16 protein-coding genes are annotated in these 21695 nt (G+C 61.0%); 10 read left to right on the forward strand and 6 right to left on the reverse strand.

Annotated features, from left to right (window positions below):
• Nucleotides 1-481 precede the first annotated feature (481 nt).
• From DV711_RS16335 to DV711_RS16365, 7 genes are all read left to right on the forward strand, one after another.
• A complete protein-coding gene (locus DV711_RS16335) occupies nt 482-1717 on the forward strand; it encodes a hydrolase (RefSeq protein ID WP_114696812.1) in 1236 nt (411 codons plus the stop codon).
• Complete coding sequence (locus DV711_RS16340; protein WP_114696813.1) at nt 1717-2733, forward strand: arginine N-succinyltransferase; 1017 nt, start codon at nt 1717-1719, stop codon at nt 2731-2733. The genes DV711_RS16335 and DV711_RS16340 overlap by 1 nt, the downstream gene beginning before the upstream one ends.
• 91 nt (nt 2734-2824) lie before the next feature.
• A complete protein-coding gene (gene astA, locus DV711_RS16345) occupies nt 2825-3853 on the forward strand; it encodes an arginine N-succinyltransferase (RefSeq protein WP_114696814.1) in 1029 nt (342 codons plus the stop codon).
• Nucleotides 3853-5319, forward strand: a complete 1467-nt coding sequence (gene astD, locus DV711_RS16350; protein WP_114696815.1) for a succinylglutamate-semialdehyde dehydrogenase — start codon at nt 3853-3855, stop codon at nt 5317-5319. The genes astA and astD overlap by 1 nt, the downstream gene beginning before the upstream one ends.
• A 110-nt stretch (nt 5320-5429) precedes the next feature.
• A complete protein-coding gene (gene astB, locus DV711_RS16355; RefSeq protein WP_114696816.1) occupies nt 5430-6782 on the forward strand; it encodes an N-succinylarginine dihydrolase in 1353 nt (450 codons plus the stop codon).
• A 55-nt stretch (nt 6783-6837) separates the two neighbouring features.
• Complete coding sequence (locus DV711_RS16360) at nt 6838-9081, forward strand: dehydrogenase E1 component subunit alpha/beta (RefSeq protein ID WP_114696817.1); 2244 nt, start codon at nt 6838-6840, stop codon at nt 9079-9081.
• A complete protein-coding gene (locus DV711_RS16365; protein WP_114696818.1) occupies nt 9078-10154 on the forward strand; it encodes an ACP S-malonyltransferase in 1077 nt (358 codons plus the stop codon). The genes DV711_RS16360 and DV711_RS16365 overlap by 4 nt, the downstream gene beginning before the upstream one ends.
• A gap of 34 nt (nt 10155-10188) precedes the next feature.
• Here the strand turns inward: DV711_RS16365 and DV711_RS16370 are convergent, their stop codons facing one another.
• Entirely contained in the window at nt 10189-11250 is a 1062-nt protein-coding gene (locus DV711_RS16370; protein WP_114696819.1) for an arginine N-succinyltransferase, read from the reverse strand.
• 413 nt (nt 11251-11663) lie between these two features.
• Between DV711_RS16370 and DV711_RS16375 the strand changes: the two genes are divergently transcribed.
• Nucleotides 11664-12137 carry an Lrp/AsnC family transcriptional regulator gene (locus DV711_RS16375; protein WP_114697106.1) on the forward strand — a complete coding sequence of 158 codons (474 nt, stop codon included), beginning with the start codon at nt 11664-11666 and terminating at the stop codon, nt 12135-12137.
• Between the two features lie 9 nt (nt 12138-12146).
• Here the strand turns inward: DV711_RS16375 and DV711_RS16380 are convergent, their stop codons facing one another.
• Entirely contained in the window at nt 12147-13184 is a 1038-nt protein-coding gene (locus DV711_RS16380; RefSeq protein ID WP_165840144.1) for a GlxA family transcriptional regulator, read from the reverse strand.
• Between the two features lie 257 nt (nt 13185-13441).
• Between DV711_RS16380 and DV711_RS16385 the strand changes: the two genes are divergently transcribed.
• Complete coding sequence (locus DV711_RS16385) at nt 13442-14659, forward strand: aspartate aminotransferase family protein (protein WP_114696821.1); 1218 nt, start codon at nt 13442-13444, stop codon at nt 14657-14659.
• A 613-nt stretch (nt 14660-15272) separates the two neighbouring features.
• Here DV711_RS16385 and DV711_RS16390 read toward each other — a convergent pair.
• The 3 genes from DV711_RS16390 to DV711_RS19520 are packed head-to-tail and all read right to left on the reverse strand — an operon-like array spanning nt 15273 to nt 18227.
• Nucleotides 15273-15935, reverse strand: coding sequence for a class GN sortase (locus DV711_RS16390; RefSeq protein WP_114696822.1), 663 nt, complete (start codon nt 15933-15935; stop codon nt 15273-15275).
• Nucleotides 15929-18064, reverse strand: coding sequence for a marine proteobacterial sortase target protein (locus DV711_RS16395; RefSeq protein ID WP_165840145.1), 2136 nt, complete (start codon nt 18062-18064; stop codon nt 15929-15931). Before DV711_RS16395 ends, DV711_RS16390 begins: the two co-directional genes overlap by 7 nt.
• Nucleotides 18051-18227 carry a hypothetical protein gene (locus DV711_RS19520; protein WP_165840146.1) on the reverse strand — a complete coding sequence of 59 codons (177 nt, stop codon included), beginning with the start codon at nt 18225-18227 and terminating at the stop codon, nt 18051-18053. The genes DV711_RS16395 and DV711_RS19520 overlap by 14 nt, the downstream gene beginning before the upstream one ends.
• A gap of 192 nt (nt 18228-18419) precedes the next feature.
• Here DV711_RS19520 and DV711_RS16400 point away from each other — a divergent pair, with 192 nt between their 5' ends.
• Nucleotides 18420-19190, forward strand: coding sequence for an SDR family NAD(P)-dependent oxidoreductase (locus DV711_RS16400; protein WP_114696824.1), 771 nt, complete (start codon nt 18420-18422; stop codon nt 19188-19190).
• 71 nt (nt 19191-19261) lie between these two features.
• Here DV711_RS16400 and DV711_RS16405 read toward each other — a convergent pair whose 3' ends face one another.
• Nucleotides 19262-21601, reverse strand: coding sequence for an MFS transporter (locus tag DV711_RS16405; RefSeq protein ID WP_114696825.1), 2340 nt, complete (start codon nt 21599-21601; stop codon nt 19262-19264).
• Nucleotides 21602-21695: the final 94 nt, after the last annotated feature.

The following is a 21695-nucleotide window of genomic DNA, read 5'->3' on the forward strand; positions in this document are numbered from 1 at the left end:
AGTGAAACGAATCAGCGCCGATGGTAGTGTGGGGCTTCCCCATGTGAGAGTAGGTCATCGCCAAGCGCCTAATACGAGAAACCCCTAGCACGCTGTGCTAGGGGTTTTTTCGTTTTAGCGGCTTCCGCGTATCGGTTCGCTGCTTGTTCTCTACGTCTTCAAGTTAACGACGGAGTGCGCTACGTCCCTGTAGCTTCGTCCACTCGGACATCCATGTCCTCGCGCGAAACGCTAGCAATGCTCAGCCCACCTCATACGCATAACGCCTTCAACGCCCCGCACTGAAAGCCCGACTTGAAATACGAGAAAACCCAGCATGCTGTACTGGTTTTTCGTTTCTAAACATCTACCTACTGCTCTTCAAACCATTACTAGCTATCAGGAGTGGCATTTCTAAACTCCAGGTCGCATCAACAACAGTTCTTTGACCCGAGCTGATCAATACTAGTAAGCAGACAATTTTGACCGACAGAGTCTGCTTATGAGCGCCGAACACGACTTTTCTCCTTGGCTGGATTGGATTGACGACCAGCAGCAGCGGATGCTGGATGACACCATTCGGTTGGCATTGATCAACTCCGGCTCCTACAACGTCGATGGGGTTAATGAAGTGGCCCGGATGCTGGACCAGATCAGTGCCGATCTTGGCGGTACACGCGAGTACATCGATGTGGCGCCGCAGGTGGTGGTCAACGCTGACGGAGAGACGCTCGAGCAACCGCTGGGCCAGGCATTATCGATCCGTAAACGGCCGGACGCCCCGATCCAGGTTTTTCTGTGCGGCCACCTGGACACGGTCTTTGCCATCGATCACCCGTTTCAGCAGGTTCGCTGGCTTGATGAAGACACCATCAATGGTCCCGGTGTCGCAGATCTAAAGGGCGGCTTGGTGTTGATGTTTACGGCGCTGATGGCACTGGAGCGAACGCCCTGGGCGGATCGTATCGGCTGGGAGGTGTTGCTCAATCCCGATGAGGAGATCGGCTCTCCCGGTTCGGCTCCGTTGCTGAAGCAGGCGGCTCTGCGGCATCAACTGGGCTTGATCTACGAGCCCAGCTTCCCGGACGGCAATCTGGCCGGCGAGCGCAAAGGTAGCGGTAACTTCAGCGTTGTGGTTAAGGGCCGGGCGGCCCATGCTGGACGTGAGCATCACCTTGGCCGTAATGCGATTCGGGCGCTTTGCGACTTTATCAGCGCACTCGACGATCTGAACGGCCAGCGCACCGGGGTCACCATCAACCCCGGCAATATTCAGGGTGGCGGTGCGGTTAACGTGGTTCCCGATACCGCCGTGGCTCGCTTCAACATCCGCCTGGAGCGCCCTGCCGACGAAGACTGGTGTCTGGAGCATATCAACAAGCTGCTGGGCTGGATCAATGCCCGCGACGGCATCTCAATCGAGCTGCACGGTGGCTTTGGCCGCAAACCCAAGCTGCTGACCCCGGCTAACCAGCGTTTATTTGAGTTGGTGCGTGAATGTGGCGAATCCCTGGATATGACGCTGAAATGGTTGCCGACCGGCGGTTGCTGTGACGGCAATAACCTGGCGGCAGCGGGCCTGCCCAATGTCGATACCCTCGGTGTTCAGGGCGGCAAGATTCATAGCAGTGACGAATTCTGCAAGGTCAGCAGCCTGGCACAGCGGGCCAAGCTGAGCGCCCTACTGTTGATGAAATTGGCGACCAGCGACGATCTCAGCTGGCTGGAGCGACGCTGATGCGACTTGTACGTCCGATCACCTTTGCCGACCTGCAGGCGTTGGAGCAACTGGCCGTGGTCGCCGGCGGCAGCATGTCGACCCTGCCGGCCAACCGCGATCACCTGTCGGAAATGATCGCCCGCACCCAGCAATCGTTGCGCGCCGACGTCGATCAACCCGGTGAACAGAGCTACCACTTTGTACTGGAAGAGACCGATACCGGCGAGATCCTCGGCGTCAGCGGCATCGATGCAGCCGTTGGGCTCGATACGCCGTTTTACAGTTATCGAATCGAACAACTGGTCCATGCCTCCAGTGACCTGCAGATCCATAACCGGATTCCGGCCCTGCACCTGTGTCAGGACTACACCGGTGCCAGTCGCTTGTGCAGCCTGTTCCTGGCTCCCGAGCACCGCAACAGTGACAACCTGAACCTGCTGTCGCGGGCCCGGATGCTGTTCATGGCCTGCCATCGCCAGCGATTTGCCGACAAGACCCTGGTCGAGCTGCAGGGCATCGTTGATGACGCCAACAAGTCACCGTTTTGGGAGGCGATCGGGCGCCATTTCTTCAGCATGGACTTTTCCCGCGCCAACTACCTGACCGGTATCCAGTCCAAGAGCTTTATCGCTGACCTGATGCCCCACTATCCGGTCTATATCCCGCTACTGCCGGACGAGGCTCAAGAGGTTATCGCCGCCCCCCGGCCCGACATCGTACCGGTGGTGGAACTATTAGAGGCCGAAGGCTTCCGCCATCGCGGCTATGTCGACATCTTCGATGCTGGACCGACCCTGGAGCTGGCCACGGATCAGATCAAGACCCTGGACCAGAGCCGGACCCAAGCGTTTGAAAGCCTGGCGGCCTCTGATGCCGATCTGCCTGCGGCGCTGCTCTGCAATCAACAGCTGGCGGGCTTTCGCTGTGTGATGACGACGGCGCCGGTGTCCCGTGATGAGCTTGAAACGCGAATTGCCGAGCCGTTGCAGCTGAGTGCAGGCGATGAGCTTCGGCTGCAGCCTCTGGCCCCGTAGTTCAACCAACCGCGACAAATTAACAACGCGATCGGTCGGATTCAACGATGTCGGCGGATCGCAGAATTAGGATGCTAAGGAATAACCCCCAATGATGTTGATCAGACCGATCCAAGCTTCCGACTGGGATGGACTCTGGGCCCTGGCCCACAAGACCGGCCCCGGTTTTACCACCCTGCAGCCGGATGAACCGGCGGTCCGCCGCAAGCTCGACTGGGCGCTTGAATCTTTTGAGGCCGATAAGCCACTGAAGGAAGCGCTGTACCTGTTCGTGCTGGAAGACACCGACACCGGCGAGATTGCCGGTATCAGCGGGATCGAATCGGCGGTCGGGCTGCAGGATCCCTGGTATAACTACCGGGTCGGCACCCTGGTGCACGCCTCCCAGGGCTTGAACGTCTACAACCCGATCAAGACCCTGACCCTGAGCAACGACCATACCGGTCAGTCCGAGGTCTGCACCCTGTTTCTGGACCCGGAATTCCGTCGTGACGGCAATGGCGGGCTGCTGTCGAAATCGCGCTTTATGTTCATGGCCGAGTTCCCCCACTGTTTCACCGACAACGTTATCGCCGAGATGCGCGGTTACTCCGACAGCAACGGCGTATCGCCGTTCTGGGAGGGCTTGGGGCGTCATTTCTTCTCGATCGATTTCGCCCAGGCGGACCAGCTGTCGGGTCAGAACAAGGTCTTTATCGCCGAGTTGATGCCGAAAAATCCGATCTACACCAACATGCTGCCCGACGATGCCCGTGAGGCGATCGGCCAAACCCACGACAACACCACCCCGGCCCGTCGCCTGCTGGAAAGCGAAGGGTTCCGCTACAGCGGCTATATCGACATTTTCGACGGTGGCCCGCTGCTGGAAACCCGGGTGCAGGATATCCGTATCGTGCGCGAGAGCCGCTACTGCAAGGTCCGAATCGGCGAACCCGACGGCGGCTCGGAGCGCTATCTGCTGGCCAACAGCCGCCTGCGCGATTTCCGCTGTTGCGCCGCCAATGCCAGCCTGCTCGGCAACCATATCGTCACCATTTCGGCCGACATGGCCAAGGTGCTCAACGTTCAAGACGGCGATAGTCTGCGGGTTGCGCCGATGTCCGCCAGAAGGAGTTTCTAATGTCTGCATCCCTGTTTATCGATGGCGTTTGGCTTGACGGCGAAGGCGCCGCGCTCGAATCCCTTAACCCGGCCGAAGCCAAGCCGATCTGGCACGGTCACTGTGCTAGCGAAGCCCAGGTCTATCAGGCGATCTGGGCCGCACGACGGGCTTTCCCGGCGTGGTCGGCATTGCCGCAGACTGCCCGGATCGAACAGGTCCGCGCCTACGCGGAACTGCTCAAGTCCAGCGCCGAGGAGCTGGCCCGATTGATCGCCGAAGAGACCGGCAAGCCGCTGTGGGAGACCCGCACCGAAGCCGCCGCGATGGCCGGTAAGATCGAGATCTCGATCAAGGCATTGGAACAGCGCACTGGCACCCACGAATCCGAAGTGGCCGGTGCTACCGCTATGCTGCGGCACAAGCCCCATGGTGTGGTGGCCGTGTTCGGTCCCTATAACTTCCCCGGACATCTGCCCAACGGCCATATCGTCCCGGCGTTGCTGGCGGGGAACTGCGTAGTGCTCAAACCCAGTGAGCTGACCCCGGCGGTGGCCGAAAAGATGGTCCAGCTCTGGCAACAGGCCGGACTGCCCAACGGCGTCTTGAACCTGGTCCAGGGTGAGAAGGAGACCGGTATCGCACTGGCCAGCCACGCCCAGATCGACGGACTGTTCTTCACCGGCAGCTCCGACACCGGGGCGATGCTGCACCGCCAGTTCGGTGGTCAGCCCGGCAAGATCCTGGCGCTGGAGATGGGCGGCAACAACCCACTGATCGTCGACGAGGTGGAGGACCTGAAAGCGGCGGTGCACGACACCCTGCAGTCGGCCTATATCACCGCCGGTCAGCGCTGCACCTGCGCCCGTCGTCTGCTGGTGCCCAAGGGCGAGGCCGGTGATCGCTTCGTCGATGCCTTGATTGACGCGATCGGCAAGATCCGGGTCGGCCGTTTCGATGCCGAGCCGCAGCCCTTTATCGGCTCGCTGATCAGCGAGGCCGCCGCCGATCGGATCGTCGAGGCGCAAACCAGCCTGCAGCAGCTGGGCGGCACTCCGCTGGTAACCCTGGCCAAGTTGGAGCCGGGTACCGGGCTGCTGTCACCGGGCCTGATCGACGTCACCGCGATCGCCGAGCTACCGGATCAGGAATACTTCGGCCCGCTGCTGCAACTGATCCGTTACGACAGCTTTGAGCAGGCGATCGAGCTGGCCAACGCCACCCGCTTCGGCCTGTCCGCCGGGATTCTGAGCGACAGCCGCGCCAAGTATGAGCAGTTCCTGCGCGCCAGCCGTGCCGGCATCGTCAACTGGAACAAACAGCTGACCGGTGCCAGCAGCGCAGCTCCCTTCGGTGGCATCGGCGCCAGCGGCAATCATCGCCCTAGCGCTTACTACGCCGCCGACTACTGCGCCTATCCGGTCGCCAGTCTGGAGTCTGACAAGGTCAGCCTGCCGGCGAATTTGGCTCCGGGGTTGGAGCTGTAACGCGGCCTAGCATCGCCAAGGTCGTCGGGTGAATAACAAGAGTCGTCGATCCGCAGGGTTTATAGGTGGATAGCCTCCATCCTGCGGATCGCAATAGAGGTAGTGCATTGATGAAAGCCTTTGAAGCCAATTTTGACGGGCTGGTGGGCCCGACCCACAACTATGCCGGGCTGTCGTTCGGCAATATCGCCTCCGAAGGTAACCAGGATCGGGCCGCGAACCCGAAACTGGCGGCCCGGCAGGGATTGGCGAAGATGAAGGCGCTGCACGACCGGGGCTTTGTTCAGGGTGTGTTGGCGCCGCAGGAGCGCCCCGACATCCATACCCTGCGTCGTATCGGCTTTTCCGGCAGCGATGCCCAGGTGCTGGCCCAGGCGGCGAAAAAGGCACCGCGGATCCTGGCCGCATGCTGTTCGGCATCGAGTATGTGGACCGCCAACGCCGCCACGGTTTCGCCCAGTGCCGATGCCCACGACGGCCGGGTGCATTTCACCCCGGCCAACCTGACCAACAAGTTCCACCGTTCGATCGAGCACAACACCACCGGGCGGATTCTGGCGGCGACCTTCCCGTCCCAGCGCCACTTCAAACACCACCCGGCCTTGCCGGGGGTTGAGCACTTTGGTGATGAGGGGGCCGCCAACCATACCCGCCTGTGCGGCAGCTATGGCGAACAGGGGATCGAGTTCTTTGTCTACGGCCGTCATGCTTTCGACGAAACCCAGCCCCGTCCCAACCGCTATCCGGCCCGTCAGACCCTGGAGGCGTCCCAGGCGATCGTGCGTTCGCATCAGCTCAACAGCGCCGGAGTGGTGCTGGCGCAGCAGAACCCGTCGGTGATCGATCAGGGTGTGTTCCACAACGATGTGATCGCGGTCGGTAACGGCAACCTGCTGCTATGCCACGAGCAGGCATTTCTGAATCAGACCGAGGTCAAGGCACGCCTGCAGCGACAGTTCGAGATCCAGACCAACGGCCGGCGCAAGTTGCATATCGTCGAGATCAACAGCGAGCAACTCAGTGTCGACGAAGCGGTGCGCTGCTATCTGTTCAACTCCCAGCTGCTGAGCCTGGATGACGAGCGGATGCTGATCGTGGTGCCGGAGGAGTGTCGTGACAATCCCAAGGTTTGGAGCCTGCTGGAGCAGATCAAAGCGGCCGACAACCCGATCAGCGAAGTGGTCGTGTTCGACTTGAAACAGAGCATGAGTAACGGCGGCGGCCCGGCCTGCCTGCGGTTGCGGGTGGTGCTGAACGAAGTCGAACTGGCCGCCACCAACCAGGCGACGCTGATGAGCGATGCGCTCTATGCGCGGCTGAACCGCTGGGTCGACAAACACTACCGTGACCGGCTGCTACCGGCCGATCTGGCCGACCCGCAGCTGCTGATGGAATCGCGCACCGCACTGAACGAGCTGACCGAGATCCTGCAGTTGGGATCGGTCTATCCGTTCCAGCGCTGAGCGGGCCAAGCAAATCCTACTCGTTCGGAACCGTTGCAAAGAATAAGGAAAACCAATGCAAAACCGTGCCGAGATCGTCGAAGCGAATTTCCTTAACCGCGTGGCTGCTGGCGATCTGCCGGATCCGGCCAATCCGCTCACCCTGGACCAGGTTGGTCTGAGGCGGGAGAAACTGATCGAGCTGTTTGAGACCCAGCTGCTCAGTCGTCATCTGGATCTGTGCTCGCGCAAGTTGCAGGCCCGGGGGGAGTCGTTCTACACCATCGGCAGTGCCGGCCACGAGGGCAACGCGGTGCTGGCCGCCGCCTTCCGTCAGGATGACATGGCGTTCCTGCATTATCGCGATGCGGCCTTTCTGATCCAGCGGGCACGGCAGACCCCCGGCGAAACCCCGCTGTGGGACATGCTGTTGAGTTTTGCCGCCTCCAGTGAGGATCCGATCTCCGGCGGCCGTCACAAGGTGCTCGGCAGCAAGTCGCTGTTCGTGCCGCCCCAGACCAGCACCATCGCCTCGCATCTGCCCAAGGCGGTTGGGGCCGCCTACTCGATTCCGCTGGCCAAGCGGATGGGGCACGACGGCGAGCTGGACCACGAAGGCCTGGTGCTGTGCAGCTTCGGCGATGCCTCGGCCAATCACAGCACCGCCCAGGGGGCGATCAACACTGCCTGCTGGACCAGTTACCAGGGGGTTACGCTGCCGCTGGTGTTTATCTGCGAAGACAACGGCATCGGTATCTCCACCAGCACCCCGAACGGCTGGATTCACGCCAACTTCAGCCAACGTCCGGGGCTGCATTATCTGTATGCCGATGGCTTGAACCTGCTCGACAGTTACCGGGCCGCCCGTGAAGCCGAGAGGCTGGCGCGACGGTTCCGACAGCCGGTGTTTCTGCACCTACGCACGGTGCGTCTGTTGGGCCATGCTGGTTCCGATGCCGAGGTGGCCTACCGGCGCCGCGAGCAGATCGAAGCGGTGGAGGCCCAGGATCCGCTGCTGCATTCGGCTCGACTGCTGATCGAGCAAGCTGGGTTGCGGTCGGATCAGCTGGTGGATCTGTACCGAGAGACCGCCGAGCGGGTCGCCCGAGTGGCCGAGCTGGCGATCCAGCGTCCCAAGCTCAACAGCAGTACGGCGGTGATGGCCAGTTTGATTCCGCCGACTCGTCAGCCGAAGCCGGCTAATCCGGTCGATCAGACGCTGAGGGAGCAGCGCTTCGGGCGTGAAATCCGGATGATGGAGCAGCCGCAGCACCTGGCCCGACTACTCAACTGGGCACTGGCCGATCTGATGCTTGAACACGACGAGATCCTGATGATGGGCGAGGATATCGGTCCCAAGGGTGGGGTCTACAACGTCACCAGCAAACTCAGCGAAAAGTTCGGTCAGCACCGGGTGATCAACACCCTGCTGGACGAGCAGAGCATTCTGGGGCTGGCGATCGGGGCCGCCCACAACGGCTTCGTGCCGATCACGGAGATTCAATTCCTGGCCTACGTCCACAACGCCGAAGATCAGATCCGCGGTGAGGCGGCAACGCTGAGTTTCTTCTCCAACGGCCAGTACAGCAACCCGATGGTGATCCGGATCGCCGGTCTGGGCTACCAGAAAGGCTTCGGCGGCCATTTCCACAACGACAACAGCCTCAATGTGTTCCGTGATATTCCCGGCCTGGTGCTGGCCTGCCCCAGCAACGGCAGCGATGCGGTCGAGATGATGCGCGAAGCGGTGCGATTGGCCCGCGAAGAGCAGCGTATCGTGGTGTTTATCGAGCCGATCGCACTCTATATGACCCGCGATCTGCACGAGCCCGACGACGGCCTCTGGACCAGCCTGTACCGCCCACCCGAGCAAGCACAGCCGATTGCGTTGGGACAACTGCACCAGCACGGAGAGGGGCGCCAGTTGGCGATCCTGACCTACGGCAACGGCTACTATCTCAGCCTGCAGGCCGCCCGGACATTGGAGCAACGGGGAGTTGAGTTGCGGGTGATCGACCTGCGCTGGCTGATGCCGTTGAACGAAGCGGCGATCCTCGAGGCGGTAGCCGATTGCGAGCATCTGCTGATCGTCGATGAGTGCCGCACCACCGGCTCGCTGGGCGAGCAACTGGTCAGTCTGGTCAGCGAACAGCTGTCATCACCGCCGAAACTGCAACGATTGAGTGCCGATGACAGCTTTATCCCGTTGGGTCGGGCGGCCACGATCACGTTGCCGTCGAAGCGGTCGATCGAGCTGGCGGCCCTGGAGCTGATGGGATTGGAACCTAGTTCTGGGGCAAAGCCGGGAGCAGCATCATGAGCAGTAAACTGAAAACCCTGGTGATCTGCCCCGGGCGCGGCACTTACAACGCCGCCGAGCTGGGTTACCTGCAGCGTTACCACGCCGACAAGCCGGCGTTATTGGCGGCGCTGGACCGGCAGCGCCAGGCACTGGGGCAACCCCGGCTGAGCGAGCTGGATGGGGCCGAGCGCTACAGCATGGCCCAGCACAGCCGCGGCGATAACGCCTCGGCACTGATCTGGGCCTGCGCCTATGCCGATTTTCTGTCGATCGACCGGGACCGTTACGAGATCTGTGCCCTGACCGGCAACTCCATGGGCTGGTATATCGCCCTGGGCTGCAGTGGTGCGTTCGGTGCTGTTAATTCAATTGGCGTTGATGCAGAGGGACCAGAGCCGGCGTTCGAACTGATCAACGGCATGGGCACCCTGATGCACCAGTCATTGTCGGGCGGGCAGCTGATCTACCCGGAGGTGGATTCAAACTGGCGGCCGATTCCGGGGGGCCGCGAACAGCTGGATACCCTGACCGAGCAGATCAACGCCGAGCCTGATTGCGAACTCTACCTGTCGATCCGACTGGGTGGGCTGCGGGTGTTCGGCGGCAACGAAGCGGCGTTGAAACGTTTGCAGGACGAACTGACACCGGAGCAAGACCGCTACCCGATGCGGTTATACAACCATGCGGCCTTCCATACCCCGCTGATGCAAGACAACGCGGCTCAAGGTCGACAGCAGTTCCCGCCGGATCGGCTCCAGCCTCCGACGATTCCACTGATCGATGGCCGTGGCAGTTGCTGGTCGCCGTTGTCGAGCGATACCGACGCGCTATGGCGCTACACCCTCGACCATCAGGTGGTGCAGCCCTACGACTTCACCGCCGCGGTGCAGGTGGCGGTACGAGAATATGCTCCTGAGCGGATTGTGTTGCTTGGCCCCGGCGCCACCCTCGGCGGCGCGGTGGCTCAGAGTCTGATCCAGATCGGTTGGAACGGTTGGCGCAGCAAGCAGGACTTTATCGAGTCCCAGCAGCGCGAGCCTTACCTGCTATCGCTGGGGATCGAGTCGCAGCGGGTGTTGGTTATCAAGTAGTTAGTACTTACTAGCAAGCAGAGGCAAAGGTTGGCTAGGCCACCGCATGCTGGGCTTGACTCTGGGCCTGGCGGCTTTCGAGGAAACGGACGCGGTCTCCTGGCTGCAACTGCAGGGCTTCGGCGCAAGTCGCTTCTAGCTGCAGACGGCCGTCGGCAAGCAACCGGGCCGGGGCCTGTACCAGCCGGTACTGATCCAGCCGACCGTTGCTGAGCATCATCTCGGTGGCGGCTTTGAGCGGCCGTCGACTTATGCTGATGGCGGCGGTACGGCTATCGCGCACGCCATGAACGTCGCTGATCTGGGCATGGATCGACGGGCCGCCGTCGAACAGGTCAACATAGCCGTCGAACTCAAACCCTTCTTTGAGCAGCATATTCATCGCCGGTGCCGAACTCGGGTGGGGCTTGCCGATCACGGCACGGGCGCTGTCGGGGAGCAGCTCCAGATGGATCGGATGGCGCGGCATCATGTCGGTAATAAACTGCGGGCCTTTCAGTGCTACGGCCTCGACCGCCTGCTGAAATTCGATCCCGAAGAACTTGCTGCCCAGGTGCTGCCACAGCGGCGACTGGCCCTGCTCGTCCTGCCATCCCCGTAGCTCGGCCATCACCCGGTCGCCAAAGCGAGTGGGGAAGTCGGCCATCAGTAGGAATCGACCACGGGACAGGAAACGCCCGACGCCCGGCTGGCGCGCTTCGGGCAGCAGGAACAGCGAGCCGACCTCGGTGGAACCGGTGTAATCGTTGACCAGATTCAGCACCTGGGCTTTGCGGGTCAATGCCAGATCGCGGGAGCGGGTCACCAGCGTCGACAGCTTGTAGGAGTAGAAGGGTTTCTCCAGACCGATGCCGGTATAGACCGCGGTGGTACCGACCACACGGCCACTGTTGGGATCCTCCAGCACCATAAAGTAGCTATGGGAGGCAGGCTTTGAGGAATCGGTAGTCAGGCTGAAAGCCCGCTGACTGGCTTCGATCTTGGCCAGCCAGGCGGCTTCATCGGCAGGCATCGATGTCATCCCTGCGCCGGTGGCGCGGGACAAACTCAGTAGATCGGCAAGATCGGAATGTTGGCAAGGACGGATGATCAGCATGTGCTTCCCCTCAAGCAGTGGCTGTTGAAGACTCCGGCAGAACCGACTCAGCACCCCATGGCGTCGTTGAAACCGGGCTCAATATGCTCATTTACACCCGGTAAACTGCGCTATTTCGCCCGCTTTCGCCTAATCCTGGCGCACCGATCCAGCTCTGCAGAAGCCTTCGAAATATTTTTCATAATGCTCAATAGTTTACCGATCGCGTCAGGAAATGAGCTGTCGAATTGCCCCGGCGAAGCCCGATAAAATGCAAGAAATAACGGTCTCGCCGAATAAAATTCGGCATGCTTGAAAATTGATTCTCCCGGGTCCAAACTTACAGATCCAACCCCATGGGCCTGTTGTTAAAGGGTTGTCTGAAGCTTCTCGACAACCCGGCCGATCAATCCTTTAAAGAACCTACCCTCCCGATGTCTCTGGATAGAATCAATCGCAAGATTATTTCGACGCTGCAGCGCGAAGCACGAATCACCAATCAAGAGCTGGCAGAACGGGTCGGGCTCTCTCCCAGCTCGTGCCTGAACCGGGTTAAAAAACTGGAGCAGCAGGGACTGATTGGCCCCTATCTGAGCGTGCTGAATCTGCCGGCACTGTGCCGTAGCGTCACCGTGATCGCCACCGTCAGTTTGAAGGACCAGAGCACCGAGGCATTCCGGCAGTTCCAGCAACAGGCCGGTGAGATTGACGAGGTGGTGGAGTGCTACACCGTCAGCGGCGCCTTCGATCTGTTTCTGAAGGTGGTGGCTGCGGATATGGGCCGCTACAACGCCATCAACGACCGCCTGCTAGATCTGCTACCCGGAAAGGTCAATATCAGCAGCCATGTGGTGCTGAACGAGGATAAGCCGTTTCGGGGTTATCCGTTGGGGGCGTTGTTGGATTAATGGTGTGAGTCAGGGCCGGTGCAGGCTCGACCGCTGTGGCGCCAGCTGCGGCGTTTCGGTCAACCGTTTACGCTCTTCGCGGGGGGTGAGGCCGAAGTGGCTGCGAAAGGCGGTGCTGAAATGGGAGGCGCTGCTGAAGCCGCAGGCCAGTGCCACCTGAAGGATCGGCTTATCGCTCTGCTGCAGCAACTGGCGGGCCCGCTCCATCCTCAGCTGCAGGTAGAATTTGGATGGCACCGTCTGCAGGTGCTTCTTAAACAGCCGCTCCAGATGCCGCCGTGACACTGCCACATGGTGGGCCAGGTCGTCGGTGCTGAGCGGCTCCTCGATATTGGCTTCCATCAGGGTCACCGCCTCGATCAGCTTGGGCTGGTTGGCACCGATCCGGTGCTTCAGCGGGATCCGCTGGCTGTCTTCGGCGCTGCGGATCCGCTCGCAGACGAACTGTTCGGAGATCGAGGCGGCCAGCTCCGAGCCGTGCTTCAATCCGATCAGAAACAGCATCATGTCCATCGCCGCGGTACCGCCGCTGCAGGTGTAGCGGCCTCCGTCGACCTCGAACAGGCTGTTGGTGATGCGGGTCTGGGGAAACTCTTCGCGTAGTTGGGCCAGGTCCCACCAGTGGATGGTGGCTTTGTAGCCGTCCAGCAAGCCGGCGCAGGCGAGCAGGTAGGAGCCGGTGCCGATACCACCGAACGCCATCGATCCCTGCGATTGACGTCGTAGCCAGGCCAGCACCTCTTCGTTGCCGGTACGTGCAATCGGACTGGCGCCGCAGACGAACAGCACGTCCAGATCGTTGCACTGCTCCAGGCCCCGATCGACCGCGGTCTGGACCCCGCTGGAGCTGATCACCGGATCGCCGTCGCGGCTGATCAGGCAGCTCTCATAGAGTGTTTCCCCACGAATCCAGTTGGCCATCTGCAGCGCTTCGATCGCCGACGAGAAGGCGATCAGCGAGTAGTTGGGCAGCAACAGAAAACCGAACCGCATCGGCGCGTTAGCGCTCGGCTGATCGGTGCTGCTTGGCGTTAGAGGGGATGGCATCCGTTTCGGCGTATCCATTGTTTTTGTTGTCGAGTGCCCGCCAGCGGCTGTCTGGCGATATGTAAGTTGCGAATATTTTACATCTGGCCACTTTTTGCAACATTTTGGCAGCGGTTTAAAAGTCCAGGTCGCTTTGGCGCAATTCCTCCTCTGGGCCTGGCCCTTGTGGTTGGCGCATAATCAAGGCTCAATCGCAGGCTTCTATGCACCTTCTGCATTTATAGCGTTCGATCAGATTCATCAGTAAGGAACAGGCCATGTCAGAGCTTCAGGTAAACCGTAGTACATTCGATCAGGTAATGGTCCCCAATTATGCGCCCCAGGCGGTTATTCCGGTGCGCGGTGAAGGTTCGCGACTCTGGGATCAGGAAGGCAACGAGTACATCGATTTTGCTGGCGGTATCGCCGTCAACGCGCTGGGCCACTGCCACCCGATCCTGGTTGAAGTCCTGAAGGCGCAGACCGATAAACTCTGGCACCTGAGCAACGTCTACACCAACGAGCCGGCACTGCGCCTGGCCAGTAAGCTGACCGAAAAGACCTTTGCCGAGCGGGTGTTCTTCTGTAATTCCGGCGCCGAAGCCAACGAAGCTGCCTTCAAAATGGTGCGCAAGTACGCCTACGACAATTTCGGTGCCCACAAACACCGCATTATTAGCTTCAGCCAGTCGTTCCACGGCCGCACCCTGTTTACCGTCAGCGTTGGTGGTCAGCCCAAGTACCGTGAAGGCTTTGAGCCGGTTCCGGGTGGCATCGACCACGTGCCCTACAACGACCTGGCGGCACTGGAAGCGGCGATGGACGACAGCGTCTGCGCGGTAGTGATGGAGCCGATTTTGGGCGAAGGCGGAGTGATCCCGGCCGATGCCGAATTCGCCCGCGGCGTACGCGAACTGTGCGACCGTCATAATGCGCTGCTGGTATTTGATGAGATCCAGACCGGCGTTGGCCGGACCGGCGAACTGTTCGCCTACCAGGGCCTGGGGGTAACTCCTGATGTGCTGACCAGCGCCAAGGCGTTGGGCGGCGGCTTCCCGATCGGTGCCATGCTGACCACCGCCAAAGCCGCCGAAAGCCTGGGCTTCGGCACCCACGGCAGCACTTATGGCGGCAACCCGCTGGCCTGCGCCGTGGCTGAAGCTGTCGTCGATCTGATCGATACCCCGGACGTATTGGCCGGGGTTGGCCATCGTCACCAGTTGTTCGTCGAGCAGCTGGAAGCGATCAACAGCAAGCACAATATCTTCACCGACATTCGCGGCAGTGGCCTGCTGATCGGTGCCGAATTGACCGAAGCCTGGCACGGCAAAGGCGCCCAGTTCCTAGCCGCCGCCCGTGAAGAAGGACTGATGCTGCTGGTGGCTGGACCCAAGGTGCTGCGGATGACGCCGTCGTTGATTATCGACGAGGCGGATATCCTGGAAGGGATGGCGAAACTGGAGCGGGCCATCGCCAAGGTGTTGGCGGAAGGCTAATCCTGCGTTTGTTGTTAAGGGGCTGTTTATCAGCCCCTTTTTCTTTTCGGCAAAGATGGCGGCAAGGCTGATTATCTTTGTTACCGGTAGTCCTTGTTGCGCTCTTCCCGAGCGCGTTCATTTCTTTTGCCCGCGCAAAAGAAACCGAACCAAAGAAAAAGCGCCCCGCTTGCTTGGTCGGCTTCGCCGACTTCGTTGCGCGTTGAACGGCCCGATGGGCTACGACGGAAACTCGCTCGCTATGCTCTCTCAGACAGCCGACTACGCTGATCCATCGACCCGCTCAATGCTCACCGGCGCAAAAGGGGAGTGGGAGTTAATCCTGAGATGATGTGGTGTTGGCTGGCACGGCCTTAACCGCCCTTGACGCAGCCGAGCACTGTATAGGCAAACGGAAAAGTGACGATGGTTGTTTGAGGCCGCAGGCCGAGTTTCCATCGGAGCCCGTTTGCCTATTCAGCGCGCAGGGAAGCCCGAAGGGCCAAGTCATTGGGCAAAGCATTTTTTGGTTCGTTTTTGTTGCGACAAAAATGAACGCGCTCAGGGGAGCGCAACCAAAGCCATCAAACAGCTCAGCAATCCAGAACAAGCCCCTTGATTCAAGCCAGCCAAATCAGATTACCCGCCGAACAGCCTCCTTAACCCGGCCGATGACCGGCAGCATCGAACCATCAGCCTCCCCCGACACCTGATCAGAATCAACCGGTTCCGCCCAGACCAGAAACCGTAACGGCCCCCCCGGCTGCCAGTTCTCAAATGGGTAACAGGTCACCAGCAACAACCCATCTTGATCCGGATCCAAGCTGATGCCGCCGTCACGGCTGTCGACCACCCGGCGCTCGCTGACCCGATAACGCCGTTCGCCGGTTCGGCTCTGCAACCGAATCACCATCGACTCGCGTAACTGCGGCATAAAATCGAAGTGGGTATCGCGGTGACCGCTGATCAGGGTCACACCGGGCTCTCCGATATCGCGACCGGCATGGCTCAGCCCGGGGCCGAAGGCGAGGGTGCGGCCGCTGTCACCGTCGAGCACGATCTGATCGACCTGAAGCGACGGGATCTGCAATCGGCCGCGGGCGTGGGTGTCGGCCCAGGGCCAGGGTTTGATCGGTTGTGCGTTCGGATCGTATCTCATCGAAGTCCAGCTGTGATCGAGCAGTTGCTGGGCCAGCCAGGCCTTGGCCCAGATCCAGCCGCCGCTGCCCAGCTGCCAGCCTCCGGCCAGCAGCAGGGCGATCAGGCCCCATCGATTTCTCAGCAGGCGGATCAGCATGGCAGAGCCTCCTGGGAACACTGGCGACGACCTTGCTGGCGCGGCTGAAACAGGGCCAGCAGTAGCGCGGCGAGCAGCAGGGCCAGTCCGATCAGCATCTGGCGTTGGGCCGGGGTGGCGGTTTTGGCCATGCCGAAGATCTTCTGGTGACTGCTGCCCTTGGCCAGTTCGGTTTTTTCGGCCTGGGTTTTCAGCGAAGACTGGCTGGGTCGAGCCGGGGTCTTGTCCACCGCCACCAGACTGGTGAATTTGGACACCAGCTGGTGGGCCAGGGCGGTGTCGATGATCTGTTGGCGTAGCTGCTGGCGCGGTTCGCCGGGGGCGGCGCGGCGGTGTTGGTCCATCAGCTCGGCGATCCGGGCCCGACCCCAGAGCACCGGTACCGCCGGGTTGTTGCCGTTGGATTGCAGCTGGATTGTCTGTTGCCAGCGTTGATCGCCGATCCGACCGCTGAGTTGCAGTTGCTTCGGAGGCTGGTCGGCCCGGTAGCTCAGAATCAGCGGCTCGCCCCGGTACAGATCAGGAATCCTTGCCGGATAGCTTTGCAGCGCTTGGTCGCTGTCCAATTGCAGGTCGGTCAGCAGCGGGGCGCGCAGTTTGTCCAACAGCGTTGCCATCTTCTGTTCCACCTCATGGCTGGCGCCGATATAAGTGAAGGTGCCGCGCCCGAGCTGGGCCGCCTTGGTCATAAAGTGGCTGTTGGGGGCCGAGCCGATGCCGATGGTGAACAGTCGGCGTTGACCGAGTTGCTGTTCGATCAGGTTGAACAGCGCATCCTCGTTGCCGACCGCACCGTCGGTGATAAACAGCACTTGCTCGACATAGCCAGCTTGAGGTGGCTGCGTGAGTGCCTGGTGGATGGCGCCGGCCATCTCGGTACCGCCATTGGCTTCGACCCCGGCCACCAGTCGTCGCGCCTTGGCTCGGTAGTGATCGTTTGCCGGTTGCGGCTGGCTGAACAGCGCGTAGCTGCTGTTGTTGAACAGGATCAGATTGAAACGGTCCTGCGGGCTCAGATCATCGATCGCCCGCAGCAGGCTCTGGCGCGCCTGGGCAATGGAATCGCCGTGCATCGAGCCGGAGATATCCAGGATCAGGGTGACCGCCCGTGGTAGTGGCTGCTCGGCGTTGGCAGTTGGGGGAACCAGCATCAACAGGCCGTAATATTGATCGCCCTGTTGGTGGGACAGCAGCGCAGCCTGGGGGGCCTGGCTTGGGGTCGGGGTCCAGACCAGCTCGAAATCGCGGTCGGCTTTCACCTGGGTGTCGGACAAGCGAATCCTGGCCTCGGTCGGACTGAGGCTTTCCACCTCGACGCCGTGGTAACTGCTGCGGACTTTTGCCAATTCAAAACCGGCATTGAGATGAGCGCTGATCCGGACCCGATTGGGTAGCGACTGGCCGGGCTCGGCTACCGGCGGGGTGATCAGCGGGGCATCGGGCACCTGATCGGTCGGTGCGGCCCAGCCGAAACCGTCGCCATTGAGCTGAATTGGTGCGGACTCGGACAGCTGGGGCAGATCGCCGTGATGATCGTCGTCGGGGTTCATCGGTGACAGCGGCTGCCCGGGGATATAGCGCGGTAGGATCACCATCGGAAAGCGCAGCCGGAAGTCACCGCTGTCGTAGCGGGCCTGTTGCTGGTACTCGATCTCGATAGTGATGGTTTCACCGGGGCCGATATTGGCCACCGAAGTGGTGAAAATATTCGGTCGTTGCTGCTCGATCAGGCTGGTTCGCTGGCCGCTCTGCTTGGCCTGCTGATAGGTCTTGCGGGCCTGCTGGCGCTCCTGAATTTCGCCTTCGATAATCCGCTCGCCGATCCGCATTCGCAATCGATCCACGGCGGCCTGTTCCGGCAGCGGGTAGCTGTAAACTCCTTCGACCCAGCCGCTGCCATCGTTACGGAACGTCTGGCTGACCCGGGTGCGCACCAGCAGTCCGGCGATCTCAAAATGTACCCCGGTCTGCTGCAGCAGCGCCTGCTGGCGGCTGCCTGACTCGCCGATCAGTTCCAGCCGAGCCGTTTCGGTCGGTCGAGTGTCCGCCTCCAGCGGGCTGGTGATCGCCGCCGCCCAGCCGGACAGCAGCCACAGCAGCAGCGTGGTGGTTGCTTTAATCCTTAACATGGCGTTGCCCTCCGGTTGGTTTGGCTGGAGCGCCCGGGGTGCGGCGAACCCGCGGTGGGGCGTGCAGGAGCCGGTAATCGGGGTGGTAGGGCACCAGTCGGTAACGGGCGAGCTCTTCGGTGTTGAGTTGTGGATCGTCACTGATCGGAACGAAGTAAAGCATGTCGGGTAACCTCGGCGATGTTTGGGGGAGGTTTGCATTACAGCAGTGCCGGGGTGACAGGTATGGGAGCGGGGGTGGAGAGAAAATGGAGCAAAAAGGGAGGCGGGTCGCGAACAGGCAGCGCTGCTCGTATCGGGTCTGGTACAGTGCAGATTGATAGGGCCTCAAAACAATAACAACGGAAGTATTGAGATGAATAATGCTCTGAATGCATTCAGCTTGGCGGGCCGGGTGGCACTGGTAAGCGGTGCCAGTTCGGGAATCGGCCGTGCGGTAGCGCAGGCCCTAGCGGCTGCCGGAGCCCAGGTGTTGGTCGTAGCGCGCCGCGCCGAAGCATTGCAACAAACGGTGGCGTTGATTGAGCAGCAGGGCGGTCAGGCGGCGGCGCTGGTCGCCGATCTGAGCGACTTTGATGGGTTGGCTGAACTGGTGGCGCGGGCTGGGGAGCCATTTGGTGCTCCGGACATTCTGGTTAATGCGGCCGGATTGAATCTGCGTCAGCGGGTAGACGAGATCAGCCCGCAAAGCTGGGATCAAACCCTGGATATCAATCTCAAGGTGCCGTTCTTTTTGGCGCGGGCCATGGTACCGGCGATGAAAGCCAAGGGCTGGGGGCGGGTGATCAATATCGCGTCGCTGCAGTCGCAGCGGGCGTTCGCCAACAGCCTGCCCTACGGTGCCTCCAAGGGCGGTGTAGCCCAGATGACCCGGGCGATGGCCGAGGCCTGGTCGGCGGAGGGAATCGGCTGCAACGCGATTGCCCCGGGGTTTTTCCCCACCGAGCTGACCGCGCCGGTGTTTGAAGACTCGGACAGGTCGCAGCAGCTGGCCGATCAGACGGCAATCGGGCGCAATGGCCAACTGAGCGATCTGGATGGGCCGCTGATCTTTCTCTGCTCGCGTGCGTCGGACTATGTCACCGGCCAGGTGCTGTTTGTCGACGGCGGCTTTACCGCCAAGTGAGCGGCAGGGACTCCCCGCACCGGGCTGTTTAGGTCGATGCGGGGTTAAGGGGTTGGGCGCAGCGGCCGGTATTACTGGTCGCTATCGGGACGATCTTCCAGCTTCATCATCATATCGATCTCGTCGCTGTCGCTGCGCTCATTAAGCTCATCGATCAACTCGCTGGCAACTTCCGGGATCGCTTCGACCACGGCCACGGCCACATCCATTGCCTGTTCCGGTACCGCTTCGGAGATCCGAGAGACGAACTCGACCGCTTCCTGATTCAGCTCCTGCACTGCCTCTTCCGGCGTATTGATGGTGTCGATGGTGTCGATCAGCTCTTCGATCGCTTCATCGCTCTGACACTCGGATAGGTTGCCGGCATACTCTTCGGCGACCTGGGTGGCCACCTCCGGGATCGCTTCGACCACGGCCACGGCCACATCCATCGCTTGTTCCGGTACCGCCTCGGAGATTCGGGAAACGAATTCCACCGCTTCCTGGTTCCGCTCCTGCACCGCCTCTTCCGGCGTATTGATGGTGTCGCTGGCTTTGATCAGCTCTTCGATCTCTTCATCGCTCTGAGTCTCGGACAGGTTGCCGACATACTCTTCGACAACCTGGCTAGCGGTGTCGGGGATCGCCTCGACCATGGTTACCGCCACATCCATCGCCTGCTCCGGTGCCAGCTCGGAAATGCTGGAGACCAGCTCAACGGCGGTCTGCTCGGTGGTGTCTTCTTCGCGGTCGGCCGGTCGTACAGCTTCGTGTTCTTCGGCCAGAACGCCGGCGTAGAACTCGGCCACTTCAACGGCAGATTCCGGATCGGCTCCGATCGCGGCGGCCGCCATTTCGACCCGCAGTTCCGGATTATCGGTACCGATCTGGGCCGCGACCTCGGCCACCTGCTCGGGCTCGGCATCGGCAACCTGGGCGACCAGATCAGACGCAAGCTCAGGATTGGCGCTCACAATGGCGGAGGTGATCTCCGAGGCCTGATCGGGCACCGCTTCGATCATCGCTTCGTGCAGGCGCAGGCCATCGACGCCCTCGATGGCAGCGATTGCTCCAGCTATCTCGGCGACCTGCTCCGGCGAATTGATGGCAATTGCCTTGGCCATTCGAATCGCTGCAGCCGGATCGGTGTCCGCCACTGCGGCCGCCAGCTCGGCTTCGGCACTAAGCGGTGAATCCGGCTCCTGATATTCGGTCCGCGGGTCGAGATCCACCACCGGGGGAACCGCCGCGGCTTGCATAACAAACTTCTCCTGCTGATCTGCCGGCAGGGCTTCACGGGCAAACATCCGATAGACCACGAAAATGCAGAGCAGCAGCTGCAGTACGCCCAGGAACCAGAACAGCGAGCTGTTGCCGAACTGCTCCATCACCAGCGAGGTGGAGTAGGGCCCGACGATGCCTCCCAACGAGAAGGCCAGGATCAAACAGCCCATACCGGCGACCATCTCGCTCTGGCGCAGTTTGTCGAAGGTTTCCGAAATGCTCAGTGGATAGGTACAGGCGATGATGCCGCAGGTAATGCCGGTGGCGACCGACATCGGCCAGAACAGGCTCTCATCGGCCAGCAGGGTGACGCTAAAGCCCACCAGCGTTGAGATGATCAGGCTGGCCAACAGTACGGTCCGGCGGTCAAACCGGTCCGACAGGTAGCCCACCGGGAACTGCAGAAGAAAGGCGCCCATGATCGCGGCACCCATATAGAGCGACAGCTGGAAATCGATGATGCCGTAGCTGTCGGCGAACACCGGCAGCATGTTGAACGCGGCGGAGTAGATCCAGCCGGACACAAAACAGCTGACAACCCCCAGCGGCGAGATCCGGTATAGCGCCAGCAGCGACATCGGTTCGATCTCTTCCACCGTCGGGCCGCTGCTGCGACTCAGGACGATCGGCACGATAGACGCACAGAGCAGAATACCGCTGAGTACGAACAGCACGGTGCCGGCCGGGCTGGCCAGGTTGATCAGGAACTGGCCGCAGAACAGCGCCACCAGGGTGACGACCTGGTAAAAGGCCAATACTTTGCCGCGGGTCTCCTTGGTGGAGCTCTCGCTGAGCCAGCTCTCCATCGCGGTGTAGGCACAGGCGTTACAGAAACCGATCAGGATCCGCATCGCGGCCCACAGAATCGGATCTGAGGCCAGGCTGCAAATCAGGATGCTGACTGCCGCCAACGCCAGGCAGCCGGCGAACATCCGGATATGTCCGGCCCGGCGGATCAGCAATCGAGCATAAATACCGCCCAGCAGCATGCCGACGAAATAGAGCGACAGCACCATACCGATGGTATCGGTGCCGAGCTGATCCATCCCCATGCGTACCGGCAGCAGAATATTAATCAGGCCGTTGCCCAGCATCATGATGAAACAGCTGATGAACAGCGAGGCAAACGAAAGCAGTGTCAGGCGCAAGGCGGTGGTCTCGTCAGGTGGTTAGCGACAGTACGAAGCGATAAGTATAGAAGAGCTGTGAGGACTCACAATGGCGCGATCTTATCTACCGATA

The sequence above is a fragment of the Motiliproteus coralliicola genome (genome assembly GCF_003345655.1).
Lineage (GTDB): Bacteria > Pseudomonadota > Gammaproteobacteria > Pseudomonadales > Balneatricaceae > Motiliproteus > Motiliproteus coralliicola.